The 14,824-nt window shown below is 71.4% G+C and carries 15 protein-coding genes; 9 read left to right on the top strand and 6 right to left on the bottom strand.

What is annotated here, in order from left to right:
• Positions 1–2 precede the first annotated feature (2 nt).
• The gene (locus ACIQ9G_RS18370) at positions 3–929 is read right to left on the bottom strand and encodes a metallophosphoesterase (RefSeq protein ID WP_403610363.1); all 927 of its coding nucleotides are present in this window, start codon (positions 927–929) and stop codon (positions 3–5) included.
• Between the two features lie 139 nt (positions 930–1,068).
• Here ACIQ9G_RS18370 and ACIQ9G_RS18365 point away from each other — a divergent pair, with 139 nt between their 5' ends.
• Entirely contained in the window at positions 1,069–1,533 is a 465-nt protein-coding gene (locus ACIQ9G_RS18365; protein ID WP_403610361.1) for a GatB/YqeY domain-containing protein, read from the top strand.
• Between the two features lie 141 nt (positions 1,534–1,674).
• Here the strand turns inward: ACIQ9G_RS18365 and ACIQ9G_RS18360 are convergent, their stop codons facing one another.
• Entirely contained in the window at positions 1,675–3,942 is a 2,268-nt protein-coding gene (locus ACIQ9G_RS18360; protein ID WP_403610358.1) for a transglycosylase domain-containing protein, read from the bottom strand.
• Between the two features lie 416 nt (positions 3,943–4,358).
• On the opposite strand from ACIQ9G_RS18360, the gene wblA reads away from it, so the two are divergent.
• The gene (wblA, locus tag ACIQ9G_RS18355; RefSeq protein ID WP_356184958.1) at positions 4,359–4,697 is read left to right on the top strand and encodes a transcriptional regulator WblA; all 339 of its coding nucleotides are present in this window, start codon (positions 4,359–4,361) and stop codon (positions 4,695–4,697) included.
• A gap of 282 nt (positions 4,698–4,979) precedes the next feature.
• Here wblA and ACIQ9G_RS18350 read toward each other — a convergent pair whose 3' ends face one another.
• Both ACIQ9G_RS18350 and ACIQ9G_RS18345 read right to left on the bottom strand, forming a co-directional pair.
• Complete coding sequence (locus ACIQ9G_RS18350) at positions 4,980–6,392, bottom strand: ArsA family ATPase (protein WP_403610355.1); 1,413 nt, start codon at positions 6,390–6,392, stop codon at positions 4,980–4,982.
• A complete protein-coding gene (locus tag ACIQ9G_RS18345) occupies positions 6,389–7,366 on the bottom strand; it encodes an ArsA-related P-loop ATPase (protein ID WP_403610353.1) in 978 nt (325 codons plus the stop codon). The genes ACIQ9G_RS18350 and ACIQ9G_RS18345 overlap by 4 nt, the downstream gene beginning before the upstream one ends.
• A 72-nt stretch (positions 7,367–7,438) precedes the next feature.
• Here ACIQ9G_RS18345 and ACIQ9G_RS18340 point away from each other — a divergent pair, with 72 nt between their 5' ends.
• The 4 genes from ACIQ9G_RS18340 (at position 7,439) to ACIQ9G_RS18325 (ending at position 10,108) form a co-directional block, all read left to right on the top strand.
• A complete protein-coding gene (locus tag ACIQ9G_RS18340) occupies positions 7,439–7,597 on the top strand; it encodes a DUF4177 domain-containing protein (protein ID WP_073947089.1) in 159 nt (52 codons plus the stop codon).
• Positions 7,594–8,058 (top strand): RidA family protein, encoded by a 465-nt coding sequence (locus tag ACIQ9G_RS18335; RefSeq protein WP_403610350.1) that lies wholly within the window; start codon positions 7,594–7,596, stop codon positions 8,056–8,058. The genes ACIQ9G_RS18340 and ACIQ9G_RS18335 overlap by 4 nt, the downstream gene beginning before the upstream one ends.
• Positions 8,059–8,322: 264 nt before the next feature.
• Positions 8,323–9,192, top strand: coding sequence for an NUDIX hydrolase (locus tag ACIQ9G_RS18330; RefSeq protein WP_403610348.1), 870 nt, complete (start codon positions 8,323–8,325; stop codon positions 9,190–9,192).
• 85 nt (positions 9,193–9,277) lie between these two features.
• Positions 9,278–10,108 (top strand): MBL fold metallo-hydrolase, encoded by an 831-nt coding sequence (locus ACIQ9G_RS18325; protein ID WP_403610345.1) that lies wholly within the window; start codon positions 9,278–9,280, stop codon positions 10,106–10,108.
• Positions 10,109–10,298: 190 nt separating this feature from the next.
• Here ACIQ9G_RS18325 and ACIQ9G_RS18320 read toward each other — a convergent pair whose 3' ends face one another.
• Entirely contained in the window at positions 10,299–10,973 is a 675-nt protein-coding gene (locus ACIQ9G_RS18320; RefSeq protein ID WP_356184612.1) for a Crp/Fnr family transcriptional regulator, read from the bottom strand.
• A 353-nt stretch (positions 10,974–11,326) separates the two neighbouring features.
• Here ACIQ9G_RS18320 and nth point away from each other — a divergent pair, with 353 nt between their 5' ends.
• The 3 genes from nth to ACIQ9G_RS18305 all read left to right on the top strand — a co-directional run bounded on the left by nth (position 11,327) and on the right by ACIQ9G_RS18305 (position 14,609).
• Positions 11,327–12,388 (top strand): endonuclease III, encoded by a 1,062-nt coding sequence (gene nth / locus ACIQ9G_RS18315; RefSeq protein ID WP_403610342.1) that lies wholly within the window; start codon positions 11,327–11,329, stop codon positions 12,386–12,388.
• A gap of 205 nt (positions 12,389–12,593) precedes the next feature.
• Positions 12,594–13,289, top strand: a complete 696-nt coding sequence (locus ACIQ9G_RS18310; RefSeq protein WP_403610340.1) for an NUDIX hydrolase — start codon at positions 12,594–12,596, stop codon at positions 13,287–13,289.
• A 120-nt stretch (positions 13,290–13,409) separates the two neighbouring features.
• Positions 13,410–14,609: a MarP family serine protease gene (locus ACIQ9G_RS18305; protein ID WP_403610337.1), complete on the top strand. Its 1,200-nt coding sequence runs from the start codon at positions 13,410–13,412 to the stop codon at positions 14,607–14,609.
• A gap of 28 nt (positions 14,610–14,637) precedes the next feature.
• On the opposite strand, the gene ACIQ9G_RS18300 is transcribed toward ACIQ9G_RS18305, so the two are convergent.
• Positions 14,638–14,817: a hypothetical protein gene (locus ACIQ9G_RS18300; protein ID WP_403610334.1), complete on the bottom strand. Its 180-nt coding sequence runs from the start codon at positions 14,815–14,817 to the stop codon at positions 14,638–14,640.
• Positions 14,818–14,824: the final 7 nt, after the last annotated feature.

Genomic DNA, 14,824 nt, shown 5'->3' with positions numbered 1-14,824 from the left:
CCCTACTCCCGCCCCACCAGCGTCAGCAGCGTCGCCTCCGGTGGGCAGGCGAAGCGGACCGGGGTGTAGCGGTTGGTGCCGCAGCCCGCCGAGACGTGCAGGTAGGAGGTGCGGCCCTCGGCCGTGTGGGTGGACAGGCCCTTCACACGGTCCGTGTCCAGGTCGCAGTTGGTCACGAGGGCCCCGTAGAAGGGGATGCAGAGCTGCCCGCCGTGGGTGTGGCCGGCCAGGACCAGGGGGTAGTCGTCGGCCGCGAAGGCGTCCAGGACGCGCAGGTACGGCGCGTGCACCACGCCCATGGAGAAGTCCGCCGAGCCCGAGGGGCCGCCCGCCACCCGCGCGTAGCGGTCCCGCTTGATGTGCGGGTCGTCCAGGCCCGTCAGCTCCACCGACACACCCTCGACCTTCAGGATGCCGCGCGTGTTTGTCAGGTTGAGCCAGCCCGCCGCGTCGAAGCCGTCGCGCAGGTCCTCCCACGGGTTGTGCACGACGCCGACCGCGGGCGTGTTGCCGTTCAGGCCGTGCCGGCCCTGGGCCTTCTCGATCAGGTAGCGGGCGGGGTTGCGGAGCTTGGGGCCGTAGTAGTCGTTGGAGCCGAAGACGTACGCCCCCGGGAAGTCCATCAGGGGGCCCAGCGAGTCCAGGACCTCCGGCACCCCCTCCGGGTCCGAGAGGTTGTCCCCGGTGTTGATCACGAAGTCCGGGCGCAGGCCGGCCAGCGAGCGCAGCCAGCGCTGTTTCTTGCGCTGGCCGCCGACCATGTGGATGTCGGAGACCTGCAGCACACGCAGGGGGCGCATCCCGGAGGGCAGGACGGGGACGGTCACCCGCCGCAGACGGAAGGAGCGGGCCTCGAAGCCCGCGGAGTAGAGAAGACCGGCGGCCGCGACCGCCGTGATGCCCAGGGGTACTCCGTATCGCGCGCGCATGGGTCCATCGTGTCAGGCCCGTGCGGCGCAGCGGAAATCGTTCGGGAGATCGAAGGAACGGCGGCGAGGGGTCAACGCTCGGGTGTGCCCCGGGAAATCGGCGCGCGGGTGTGTCGGCGCACCTGCGACAATCGGACCCATGACCACGCTCAAGTCGAAGCTGCAGGAAGACCTCAACGCCGCGATCAGGGAGCGCGATGAGCTCCGCTCCTCGACGCTCCGGCTGACGCTCACCGCGATCACCAAGGAGGAGGTCGCGGGCAAGGAGAAGCGCGAGCTCTCCGACGACGAGGTCCTCAAGGTGATCACCAAGGAGGCCAAGAAGCGCCGCGAGGCCGCCGACGCCTTCGCGCAGGGCGGTCGTCCCGAGCAGGCCGAGCGGGAGAAGGCCGAGGGCAAGTTGCTTGCCGCGTACCTGCCCAAGCAGCTGTCCGACGAGGAGCTGAACCGGATTGTCTCGCAGGCCGTCGAGGAGGCCAGGGCGGCCGGTGCGGAGGGTCCGCGGGCCATGGGCGCCGTCATGAAGATCGTGAACCCGAAGGTCGCCGGCCAGGCCGAGGGCGGGCGCGTCGCCGCCGTGGTCAAGAGGCTGCTGGCCGGCTGAGCCGCGCCGCAGCTCCGGCTCCGCACATCTGCGGCGCGCTCACCGAACGACAAGGGCGCCGGCAGCTACCCGCTGCCGGCGCCCTTGTCCGTGTCTCCCGGTACGGCGCCCGGTGACGTCAGAGCCTCACGCGCTCCCGCGTCAGCCCTTCCGCCCCCCGATGCCGTTTCCGTTGGATCCGCTCTGGCCCTGTATGAAGCCGTCGGGGAGGGAGAAGGTCGGAGTCGGGAAGGTGCCGCCGTCGCTGGTGCCGCCGCCGATCAGGCCGCCGATGTCACCGGTGCCGCCGGTGGGGCCGCCGGGGCCCTTCCCGTTTCCTTTTCCCTTGTTGTCCTTCTCGGGGTCCGGGATGTCGATGAGGTTGAAGGACGGCGCCGGCTTGCCCGCGAGGGCGCCGGTCATCGCGTCCCGCCAGATCGGGCCGGGCACCTGACCGCCGTAGACCAGGGAGTTGAACACACCGCCGATGCGGATGTTGATCATCTTCACCTTCTGGGTGGCGCTGCCCACCCACACCGCGCCCGACAGGTTGGGCGTGTAGCCCACGAACCACGCGTTCTTGCGCTCGTCCGTGGTGCCCGTCTTGCCCGCGTTGTCACGGTCGGACAGACCGGCCTGCTGACCGGTGCCGGAGTCGACCACGCCCTGCAGCAGGGTGTTCACGGTGTCCGCGGTCTTCTGGGACATCACCCGCGAGCACGTCGTCTTCGGGACGGCGAGCGACTTCTCGCGGTTGCCGACCCGCTGCGTGATCGACTGGATGGCGACCGGCGTGCAGTAGGTGCCCCGGTCGGCGAAGGCGGCGTAGGCGCTCGCCATCGTCAGCGGCGAGAGGCCGATCGAGCCCAGCGCGATGGCGGGCTTCTCGGGCAGCTTGCTGCCGTCGCCCTGCACCACGTGCAGCTTGTCGGTCATGTTGGCCACCGGGCACAGGCCGATGTCGGAGATCATCTGGACGAAGTAGGTGTTGATGGACTTCGCCATCGCCTCCTTCATCCGGTACGGGCCCTTCTCCGACTCGTTCTCGTTCTCGACCTGGGTGTGGTCCTGGTTGGTCCAGGGCCGGCCGTCGCACGTCTGGACCGGGCTCGGGTACTCCATCTTGTACGGCGCCGAGTACTGCTGCGTCGGGGGCCGGCCCTGCTCCAGCGCGGCCGCCGCCACGAACGGCTTGAACGTCGAACCCGTCGGGAAGCCGAAGTTGGAGCCGCCCATGGCGTTGCCGACCGAGTAGTTGATCTCGGTCTCGTTCTTGCCGTAGCCGTACGGCTTCGACTGGCCCATTCCCATGATCCTGCCGGTGCCGGGCTCGACCAGCACCGACGCCGCGGCGACCGCGTCCGACTGGTAGACGTGCTTCTTGAGCGAGGCCTGCACGGACTGCTGGGCCTGCGGGTCCAGCGTCGTGCGGACGGTGAGGCCGCCCTGGTTCCAGACCTTGGCGCGCTCCTCGCGGGAGGCGCCGAACACCGGGTCGTTGAGGAAGACCTGCTCGACGTACTTGCAGAAGAAGTTGGCGCCCTTGACCGCCGTGATGCAGCCGTTGCGCGGCTGGGTGATCTTCAGGCGCAGGGGCGCCTTCTTCGCCTGGTCGGCCTCCGCCTGCGACACGTCGCCGACCTCGGCCATGCGCTGGAGCACGACGTTGCGCCGCCTGGTGGCCTCCGCCTCGTCGTTGACCGGGTCGTAGCGGCTCGGCGACTGGACGATGCCGGCCAGCAGCGCCGACTCGGGGAGGGTGAGGTCCTTGGCGTGCTTGCTGAAGTAGCGCTGCGAGGCGGCCTCGATGCCGTAGGCCTGCTCGCCGAAGAAGGTGATGTTCAGGTAGTTCTCGAGGATCTTCTTCTTGCCCAGCTCCTGCTCGACCTGGATCGCGAACTTCAGTTCCTTGACCTTGCGGCCGAGGGTCTGCTGGGTGGCCTGCGCGACCTTCGTCGGATCGTCGCCGGCCTCCTCCACGAAGACGTTCTTCACGTACTGCTGCGTGAGCGTCGAGGCGCCCTGGGAGACCCCGCCGCTCTGCGCGTTCTTGTTCAGGGCGCGCAGGACGCCCTTCAGGTCGATCGCGCCGTGCTGGTAGAAGCGCGAGTCCTCGATCGCGACGATCGCCTTCTGCATGTACGGCGAGATGTCCTTGAGGTCGACCACCGTGCGGTCACGGGAGTAGACCTGAGCGATCTGGCCGCCCTTGCTGTCCAGGATGGTGGTGCGCTGGCTGAGTGGTGGGCGCTTGAGGTTGGCCGGGATCTCGTCGAACCCCTCGACCGATCCCTTGGCCGCCAGGCCGAACACCCCGGCCGCGGGCAGCGCGATGCCGGCCAGCACCACTCCCGCGAGCACACTGACCCCGAGGAACTTGGCGGCCTGCTGCATGGGCGAGAGGCCACCGCCCGAGCGCTTGTTTGGCATGAGGGCAGCCTACGTTCTCATTCGCCGGACACGCGTATAGGCCTTGGCCTAAGCTGCTCCCAACTGTCACAGCAGCGCGGCCACGTATCAATACGTCCGGCGGACCCGAAACGTTCCGGGTCCGCGCGACTTTCTTTGTCGCGACGTGTTGAGTGTGCCCGAATTCGCCTTGTGTGCCATCTGGCGTCCGTTGTGGCGCAACAGAACCGTCCCCAATTGTCGGGTATGTCGCACATGTCGTCAGCTCACTCCCCCGGGTGATCTGCCGCTTACCCATAGTCCGTTCGGGCCATTCAAGATTGGGCCCGAAGGGGGTGTTGCGCTGTGCCCACCTTCCGTAACGTCCTCAACTGGCGGCGGTGAATATGCCGCTGCCGCCGTGGGGGAGCCTCGATTCGGGAGAGGACGGCGCCGGTATGGGCTGGGTAACCGACTGGAGTGCGCAGGCGGCCTGCCGCACTACCGATCCGGATGAACTGTTCGTTCAGGGAGCAGCGCAGAACAGGGCCAAGGCGGTGTGCACCGGATGCCCGGTACGCACCGAATGTCTGGCCGACGCGCTCGACAACCGCGTCGAGTTCGGCGTGTGGGGAGGCATGACGGAGCGGGAGCGCCGCGCGCTGCTGCGCCGCCGGCCGACCGTCACTTCGTGGCGTCGGCTGCTCGAGACCGCCCGTCTCGAGTACGAGCGGGGGGTGGGCCTGGTGCCGCTCGACGACGACCAGGTGTACGAGAACTACGCGGCGGTGAGCTGAGGGCACTTGTGTCGGCCGCCTGAGGGCACCTCCCTCGACGGCGGCCCGAGGGCATGTCCCTCCATGGATCGAGGGCACCCTCCTCGGCGGATCGAGGGCGCCTTCCTCGATGACCTGAGGGCGTCCCCCGTACCGGGTCGGCAGGCGCACCCCTTTCAGGGCCGGGTGCGCCCTTGGCCGATGCCGGGTGCCAGGGAGGTGCCACGGGCGCCATGGACGCCGTGGGGGTGATGGGTGCCATGGAGCAGGTGGCGGAAGGCCTCCGGTTACGCGTCGTAGGTGTCAGGCAGTCGCCTCCGGCAGTTCCCGTTGGTTGTCCGCGAGCCGGTTTCCGATGTGCCGCAGCCCCGAGAGGTCGTGCACATCGCCGGGCAGCGCGGCCACCTCGGCCACCGCTACCTCGGGATGCAGCGCGGTGAAACGGTCCCGTGTGCGCTGCTCTCGGGAGAGCAGTTGCATACGGTCCGCGTGCAGCCTCAGCAGGCCGACGGTGAGCTGGTCCACGGAACGCCCGGGGTCCGCGGAGTCCGTGGCCTCCGCGGGCTCGGTGGGCCCGGTCTGCGACGAACCCGGCCCGGACCGCTCCGGGCCGGTGGGGGAGCCGTCGCCGGAAGCCGGTGCGTCGGAAGCGCCGGAGACGCCGGAAACGGGAGCATCTGAACTGCCGTACGTGTCGGGAGAGTTACGAAGTCCAGCTTTCCCGTCCCCCTGATCCACAATGCGGCGCTCCTCAAGATTTTCCGCGGCGGCGAGCGCCCGTTCGGCCGACAGCCGTTCGGCGCCGCTGCCGTGGACCCGGTTGAGCACCAGACCGGCGAGCGGCATCCGCTCCGCGGCCAGCCGCTCCACGAAGTACGCGGCCTCGCGCAGCGCGTCCCGCTCCGGGGCCGCGACCACCAGGAACGCCGTTCCGGGTGCCTGGAGCAGCTTGTACGTGGCGTCCGCGCGGGTGCGGAATCCCCCGAAGGTCGTGTCCATCGCGGCCACGAACGTCTGGACGTCCTTGAGCAGTTGACCGCCCAGCAGCTTGCCGAGCGTGCCGGTCATCATCGACATGCCGACGTTCAGGAACTTCATGCCCGCGCGCCCGCCCAGCTTGGCCGGGGCCGTCAGGAGGCGGATCAGGCGGCCGTCGAGGAAGGAGCCGAGCCGCTTGGGCGCGTCCAGGAAGTCGAGCGCGGAGCGCGACGGCGGGGTGTCGACGACGATGAGGTCCCACTCTTCCTTGGCCCGCAGCTGGCCGAGCTTCTCCATCGCCATGTACTCCTGCGTGCCCGCGAAGCCCGCCGAGAGCGACTGGTAGAAGGGGTTGGCCAGGATCGCGGCCGCCCGCTCGGGGTCCGCGTGCCCCTCGACGACCTCGTCGAAGGTGCGCTTCATGTCGAGCATCATCGCGTGCAGCTCGCCGTCGCCCTCCGTGCCCTTCACCCGGCGCGGGACGTTGTCGAGCGAGTCGATGCCCATGGACTGCGCCAGGCGCCGGGCCGGGTCGATGGTGAGGACCACCACCTTGCGGCCGCGCTCGGCGGCCCGCAGCCCGAGGGCCGCCGCGGTCGTCGTCTTGCCGACACCGCCCGAGCCGCAGCAGACCACGATCCGGGTGCCGGGATCGTCCAGCAGGGGATCGATGTCGAGCAGGGGCGCGGGCGCCAGCCGGCGGGACGGTTCGTGCGCGTGGGCCGGGTCCGGGCTCATGACATCCCCTGCTTCCGCAGCTCGGTCGCCAGTTCGTACAGGCCCGCCAGGTCCATGCCCTCGGCGAACAGCGGCAGTTCGTGCAGCGGCAGGCCGAGCTCACCGAGGACGGACCGCTGCTCCTGCTCCAGCAGATACCGTTCTGCGTATTCCTCGGCCTGCTCCAGCAGCGGATCCACCAGCCGCTCGGCGTTGCCGCCGCGCCGCGCGCCGCCGAGACCGGCGGCGGACAGGGACCGGGCGAGCGCGGTGCGCGGCACGGCCCGTACGCGTTCCAGGTCGAGCCCGTCCAAAACCTGCGGGCGCACCATGTTCACGATGACGCGTCCCACCGGCAGCCGCGCCCCGCGCAGTTCGGCGATGCCGTCGACGGTCTCCTGGACCGGCATCTCCTCCAGCAGCGTCACCAGGTGCACCTCCGTCTCGGCGGACTTCAGCACCCGCATCACGGCCTGCGCCTGATTGTGTATGGGGCCGATCTTCGCCAGGCCGGCCACCTCGTCGTTCACGTTGAGGAAGCGGGTGATGCGACCCGTGGGCGGCGCGTCCATCACGACGTAGTCGTACACGAAGCGGCCGGCGCGGTCCTTGCGCCGCACCGCCTCGCACGCCTTGCCGGTCAGGAGGACGTCCCGCAGGCCCGGCGCGATGGTGGTGGCGAAGTCGATGGCGCCGAGCTTCTTCAGGGCCCGGCCCGCGCCGCCGAGCTTGTAGAACATCTGGAGGTAGTCCAGCAGGGCCAGTTCGGGGTCTATGGCCAGGGCGTACACCTCCCCGCCCCCGGGAGCGACCGCGATCTTCCGTTCCTCGTAGGGCAGCGCCTCCGTTTCGAAGAGCTGTGCGATGCCCTGCCGACCCTCGACCTCGACGAGAAGCGTTCGCTTCCCCGCCGTGGCGAGGGCAAGCGCGAGGGCGGCGGCGACCGTGGTCTTTCCGGTCCCGCCCTTGCCGCTGACGACCTGGAGCCTGCTCACGCCTTCGAGCCTAACCAGTCCGCGCTCGGGCTACGCGGGAGGCTGTGGACAACAGCGGATACAGTCGGCCCCATGACCAAGTGGGAATACGCAACCGTGCCGCTGCTCGTCCATGCCACGAAGCAGATTCTGGACACCTGGGGCGAGGACGGCTGGGAGCTCGTCCAGGTCGTGCCCGGGCCGAACCCCGAGCAGCTGGTGGCCTACCTCAAGCGGGAGAAGCAGGGATGAGCGCGGTCGAGGCGAAGCTGGCCGAGCTGGGGCTGACCCTGCCGGAGGTCGTGCCCCCGCTGGCCTCCTACCAGCCGGCCGTGCGGTCCGGCTCCCACGTCTACACCGCGGGCCAGCTGCCGATGGTCGAGGGCAAGCTCCCGGTCACCGGCAAGGTGGGTCTGGAGGTCACGGCGGAGGAGGCCAAGGAGCTGGCCCGCACCTGCGCGCTGAACGCGCTGGCCGCCGTCAAGTCCGTCGTGGGCGACCTGGACCGCGTCGCGCGCGTGGTGAAGGTCGTCGGCTTCGTCGCCTCGGCGGCCGACTTCACGGGCCAGCCGGGTGTCGTCAACGGCGCCAGCGAGCTGCTGGGCGAGGTCCTCGGCGAGCGGGGCGTGCACGCGCGCAGCGCGGTCGGCGTGGCGGTGCTGCCGCTGGACGCGCCGGTCGAGGTCGAGATCCAGGTCGAGCTGCTGCCGTAGCGGAGCCTCGGGAGGGCCCCCGAAGGGCCCAGGAGTATTCCGGAAGGCTCCCAGGAGGGTCCCGGGCGGGCTCAGGAGGTCCCGGGACAGCGTCCTGACCGGTCCTGGCCTCGGGGGCTGCCCGCGGGCCCGGATCGCGAGCATGGGCCGCGGGTGCCTACGGGCACGAGCCTCGGGTGCCTGCCGACAGGGACCTCGGTCACCTGCGGGCACGGGCCTCGGGCACCTCTCGAACATTCGCGCACCACGGGATAGCCTCCGCCCATGGCGAATGGGCAGTGGTTTCCCCCGGACTGGCCGGCCCGTATCCGCGCGCTCGCGGACGGCACCCTCACGCCGGTCGCTCCCAGGCGCGCGGCGACGGTGATGCTCCTGAAGGACGCCGGCTCCGGGCCCGTCGTCCACATGCTGCGCAGACGCGCCTCCATGGCCTTCGCCGGGGGCGCGTACGCCTATCCGGGCGGCGGCGTGGACCCCCGTGACGACGACCACCAGGTCCGCTGGGCGGGTCCCACGCGCGCGTGGTGGGCGGACCGGCTCGGCCTCGACGACGCGGCGGCCCAGGCGATCGTCTGCGCGGCCGTGCGCGAGACGTACGAGGAGGCGGGCGTGCTGCTCGCCGGTCCCACCCCGGACTCCGTCGTCGGCGACACCACGGCCCCGCAGTGGGAGGCCGACCGGGCCGCGCTGGTCGCCCGCGAGCTGTCCTTCGCGGAGTTCCTCGACCGCCGCGGCCTGACCCTGCGCTCGGACCTGCTGGGCGCGTGGGCCCGCTGGATCACCCCCGAGTTCGAGTCCCGCCGCTACGACACCTGGTTCTTCGTGGCCGCCCTCCCGGAGGGCCAGCGCACCCGGAACGCCTCCACGGAGGCCGACCGCACGGTGTGGATCCGCCCCGCCGACGCGGCGGCCTCGTACGACCGGGGCGAGCTGCTGATGATGCCGCCCACCATCGCCACGCTGCGCGGGCTGACCGCGTACGACACCGCCGCCGAGGCACTCACGGGAGCGCGCGAGCGCGACCTGACCCCCGTGCTGGCCCGGGCCCGCCTCGTGGACGGCGAGGTCGTGCTGTCCTGGCCGGGCCACGACGAGTTCACCAAGCACATCCCGGCCGGCGGGGCCCCGGCATGACCGGGCGGGGTTCTTGTACGGCCGGGCGGGGTTTCCAGGGATCCCGTACCGCCCGTACGACCGACGTCCAGGAAGGTCCCCTCGCATGACGGACGCAGCAACGCTCCCCGGTCAGCCCCGGGGCGGCGTCCACACCGGTCCCGCGACCGCCCGGGCCGTCAACGTCCTCGCGCCCAACCCCTCCGCCATGACCCTGGACGGCACCAACACCTGGCTCGTCTCGGAACCCGGCTCCGACCTGGCCGTGGTGATCGACCCGGGCCCGCGGGACGAGGGCCATCTGCGGGCGGTCGTCGACACGGCCGAGCGGGCGGGCAAGCGCATAGCCCTGACCCTGCTCACCCACGGCCATCCCGACCACGCGGACGGCGCCGCCCGCTTCGCCGAGCTGACCGGTACCAAGGTGCGGGCGCTGGACCCGGCGCTGCGGCTGGGCGACGAGGGCCTGGCCGCCGGGAACGTGATCACTGTGGGCGGCCTGGAGCTGAGGGTCGTACCGACGCCCGGCCACACCGCGGACTCCCTGTGCTTCCACCTGCCGGCCGACCGGGCGGTGCTGACCGGCGACACCATCCTGGGCCGCGGCACCACGGTCGTGGCCCATCCCGACGGCCGCCTCGGCGACTACCTGGACTCCCTGCGGCGGCTGAGGTCCCTCACGGTCGACGACGGCGTGCACACGGTCCTGCCGGGTCACGGTCCCGTGCTGGAGGACGCCCAGGGCGCCGTCGAGTTCTACCTCGCGCACCGCGCCCACCGGCTCGCCCAGGTCGAGACGGCGGTCGAGGACGGCCACCGCACCCCCGCCCAGGTCGTCGCCCATGTGTACGCGGACGTCGACCGCTCCCTGTGGCCCGCGGCGGAGCTGTCGGTCCGGGCCCAGATGGAATACCTGCGCGAGCACGGCCTCATCTGAACCACGGGCTCGTCCGGCCGCGGGCTCGTCCGGGCCATGGGCCCGTCCGGACCACGGACCTGTCTCCACGCAGGGCGCCGCCTTCCGGGCGCGCGGCGAGGGCAGCGGCAGGTCGTGGACGTGCGAGAGGGTCCCGCCTCCCAGGAGACGGGACCCTCTCGGCGCGTCGCGTACGGAGCCGTGCCCGCGGTCAGCGTGAGCGCTTGGCGAGGCGCTCCACGTCCAGCAGGATGACCGCGCGCGCCTCCAGGCGGAGCCAGCCGCGCCCGGCGAAGTCCGCCAGGGCCTTGTTCACGGTCTCGCGGGACGCGCCGACCAGCTGGGCCAGCTCCTCCTGCGTCAGGTCGTGCACGACGTGGATGCCCTCCTCGGACTGCACGCCGAAGCGGCGCGAGAGGTCCAGCAGGGCGCGGGCGACACGGCCCGGCACGTCGGAGAAGACCAGGTCGGACATCTGGTCGTTGGTCTTGCGCAGGCGCCGGGCGACGGCGCGCAGCAGGGCGCCGGCCACCTCGGGCCGCGCGTTCAGCCAGGGCTGGAGGTCGCCGTGGCCCAGGGCCAGCAGCTTGACCTCGGTCAGCGCGGTCGCCGTCGCGGTGCGCGGGCCCGGGTCGAAGAGCGACAGCTCGCCGATGAGCTCGCCGGGGCCGACCACCGCCAGCATGTTCTCGCGACCGTCGGGGGACGTGCGGTGCAGCTTGACCTTGCCCTCGGTGACCACGTACAGGCGGTCGCCGGGGTCGCCTTCGTGGAAGAGCGAGTCGCCGCGTGCGAGCGTCACCTCCGTCATGGAGGCGCGGAGCTCCGCGGCCTGCTCGTCGTCGAGCGCCGCGAAGAGCGGATTGCGCCGCAGAACGTCGTCCACGAGTTCTCTCCTTGTCGACCTGCTCAGGGGATCTTTCTCCCCGGTGTGCCAGGGGACCGTGTTCCCCATTTTGCCGGACGATCCAAACAGTGTGATCTGTCACAAGGATGCCGCACCGGAGTCCCGGGGTAAGCGGCAGGGGTCCAATCGGGGGCTGATCCCCGGGGCCCGGGGCGGATGTCCGTGCCTGCCTTTAGGCTGGCCGGGTGTCCAAAACGCCGGTGAGAGCACAGGCCTAGGGGGCTGCGCGGGTGGTTGTACGCAAGGATTCCGCTGTGGGCGAACAAAGCCCCGACGATGGAAACAAAACGGAAAAAACAGCCAAAAAGGCGCCCGCGAAGAAGACGGCTCCGGTGAAGAAGGCGGCGGCCGCCAAGAAGGCACCCGCCAAGAAGGCACCCGCGAAGAAGGCACCCGCGAAGAAGGCCGCCGCGGAGAAAGCTCCGGCCGAAAAGGCCCTCGCCACGAAGAAGACCACCGCGAAGACCACGGCGAAGGCCACCGCGGGAACCGCGGTGAAGCCGGCCGCCGCGGTGCGGAAGGCCAGGCCGCCGAAGAAGGTGACCGTCGCGCCCGAGGACGGCACGGTCGCCGTGCGGCGCGCCTCCGCCGAGAAGACCGTCGCCCCGAAGCCGCCGCGGAACGAGTCGCGCACCGCGCTCGTCCGCCGCGCCCGGCGCATCAACCGCGAGCTCGCCGAGGTGTACCCGTACGCCCACCCCGAGCTGGACTTCGAGAACCCCTTCCAGTTGCTGGTCGCCACGGTGCTGTCCGCGCAGACCACGGACCTGAGGGTGAACCAGACGACGCCCGCGCTGTTCGACCGGTACCCGACCCCCGAGGACCTCGCCGCCGCCAACCCGGAGGAGGTCGAGGAGATCCTCCGGCCCACCGGCTTCTTCCGGGCCAAGACAAAGTCGGTCATGGGCCTGTCCAAGGCGCTGGTGGCGGAGTTCGGCGGACAGGTCCCCGGCCGTCTCCAGGACCTCGTCAAGCTGCCCGGCGTCGGCCGCAAGACCGCCTTCGTGGTCCTCGGCAACGCCTTCGGCCACCCCGGCATCACCGTGGACACGCACTTCCAGCGGCTGGTGCGGCGCTGGCAGTGGACCGACGAGACCGACCCCGACAAGATCGAGGCCGCCGTCGGCGCGCTCTTCCCCCGGAGCGACTGGACGATGCTCTCGCACCATGTGATCTTCCACGGCCGCCGCATCTGCCACGCCCGCAAGCCCGCCTGCGGCGCCTGCCCGATCGCGCCGCTCTGCCCTGCCTACGGCGAGGGCGAGACCGACCCGGAGAAGGCGAGGAAGCTGCTGAAGTACGAGAAGGGCGGCTTCCCCGGCCAGCGGCTGAAGCCCCCGCAGGCCTACCTGGACGCGGGCGGCAAGCCGGCCCCGCCGCTGGGGGCCGGATGACGGGACGACCGGGACCGCTGGGACGGTTGGGACCGCTGGGACGGTTGGGACCGCTGGGACGGTTGGGACCGCTGGGACCTGAGACGCCCTGGACGGCTGGGTCAGCTGTGGCAGCTGGGTCAGTCGGGACGGGGGCCGGGGCCACCGGCGCGGAACGATCCCGGGGCCGGCGGGCGTTGGAAGCAGCAGGACGACGGGGAGGGCGATGACGCGCGCGAGTGACACCCAGGGCGGCCGGGCCGCGCTCAGCACGGAGGGCCTGCCGGGATGGCTGGAGCCCGTCGTGCGCGTCGTGGAGACCGTCCGGCCGGTCGAGCTGAGCCGTTTCCTGCCGCCGGAGGACGGCGCGGGGCGCCAGTCCGCCGTACTGATCCTGTTCGGCGAGGGCGAGCGCGGCCCGGAGCTGCTGCTGATGGAGCGGGCCAGCTCGCTGCGCTCGCACGCCGGGCAGCCGTCCTTCCCCGGCGGCGCGCTCGACCCCGTGGACGGCGACCCGACGGCCGAGGGGCCGCTGCGGGCGGCGCTGCGGGAGGCGGAGGAGGAGACCGGGCTGGTTCCGGCCGGCGTCCAGCTGTTCGGCGTGCTGCCCCGGCTGTACATCCCGGTCAGCGGCTTCGTCGTCACGCCGGTGCTCGGCTGGTGGCGCGAGCCCAGCCCGGTCGGCGTCGTCGACCCGGCCGAGACCGCCCGGGTCTTCACGGTCCCCGTGGCGGATCTCACGAACCCGCGCAACCGCGCCACCACCGTGCACCCCAGCGGCCACCGCGGCCCGGCATTCCTGGTCGAATCGGCCCTCGTCTGGGGCTTCACCGCCGGCGTCATCGACCGCCTTCTGCACTTCGCGGGCTGGGAGGAGCCCTGGGACCGGGCCAAGCAGGTCCCACTCGACTGGCGGTCATGACAGGGTGGGCGCCGTGCTGTGTTTTCCCGGGGGACGCCGAGCCCGCATCGCGCTGTGCGGCGTACCGGCCCCCCGGCCGATCCGTGGTGACCGCGAGACGATGAGGCGAGGCTCGAAGCGGTGAACGTGCTGGACATCCTGCTGCTGGTCGCCGCCGTGTGGTTCGCGGTCGTGGGCTACCGCCAGGGCTTCGTCGTCGGCATCCTGTCGGTGATCGGTTTCCTGGGCGGCGGCGTCGTCGCCGTGTACACGCTGCCGGTCGTCTGGGACGCGCTGACGGACGGCTCGCCAGTCAGCACCACGGTGGCCGTCGTCGCGGTGGTCGTCGTCATCGTCTGCGCCTCCGTCGGCCAGGCCCTGACCACCCACCTCGGCAACAAGCTGCGCGTGTACATCACCTGGTCCCCGGCGCGCACCCTGGACGCGACCGGCGGCGCCCTGGTCAACGTCGCGGCGCTGCTCTTCGTCGCCTGGCTGATCGGCTCGCTCCTCGGTTCCACGACGATTCCGACCGTCGGCAAGGAGGTGCGCAACTCCAGGGTGCTGATCGGAGTCTCCGGCGTCCTGCCCGCCCAGGCCGACACCTGGTTCACGCACTTCTCGTCGGTCCTCGCGCAGAACGGCTTCCCGCAGGTCTTCAGCCCGTTCGCCAACGAACCCATCACCGACGTACGGCCCCCGGACCCGGCCCTGGCGGGCAGCACGGTGGCCGCCCGCGCCAAGCAGTCCGTCGTCAAGGTGGTCGGCACCGCGCGCAGCTGCGGCAAGGTCCTGGAGGGCAGCGGCTTCGTCTTCGGCGACCGCCGCGTCATGACCAACGCGCACGTCGTCGGCGGCGTCGACGAGCCCACCGTCCAGATCGGCGGCGTGGGCCGCAGGTACGACGCGAAGGTCGTCCTCTACGACTGGCAGCGCGACATCGCCGTACTCGACGTACCGGACCTGAAGGCCCCGGCGCTGAAGTTCACGCGCACGGACGCCCGCAGCGGTGACGGCGCGATCGTCGCCGGCTTCCCGGAGAACGGGTCGTACGACGTGCGCGCCGCGCGGGTGCGCGGGCGCATCACGGCCAACGGCCCGGACATCTACCACCGCGGCACGGTCCGCCGCGACGTCTACTCGCTCTACGCGACCGTCCGCCAGGGCAACTCCGGCGGCCCGCTGCTCACCACCGACGGCAGGGTCTACGGGGTGGTGTTCGCCAAGTCCCTCGACGACGCCCAGACCGGCTACGCGCTCTCGGCGGACGAGATCCAGCAGGACATCGCCAAGGGGCGTACCGCGAACCAGCAGGTGGACAGCGACAGCTGCGCGCTCTGAGCGGCGGCCGCGGGGCCGGGCTCGCGGCTCAGTCGCGGGTGTGACGCAGGCGTACGGAGACCCAGCGGGCCCGGCGGCGCAGGATGCGCGAGATGCCCACCCGGGGGTCGGTGCCCGTCAGTTGCGGGGTGCCCCGCTGGTGGGAGTTGAGCCCGGCCGTGGAACGGCGGCTGCGTGCTGCGTCACTGTAGTCGTGCGTCCAGCCCATACCCCGA

Origin of the sequence: Streptomyces sp. NPDC096152, assembly GCF_044763235.1 — a bacterium.
In the GTDB taxonomy this organism is placed as follows: Bacteria; Actinomycetota; Actinomycetes; order Streptomycetales; family Streptomycetaceae; genus Streptomyces.
The sequence above is the reverse complement of the archived record's forward strand: the minus strand, read 5'-3'. Positions and strand labels throughout refer to the sequence as shown.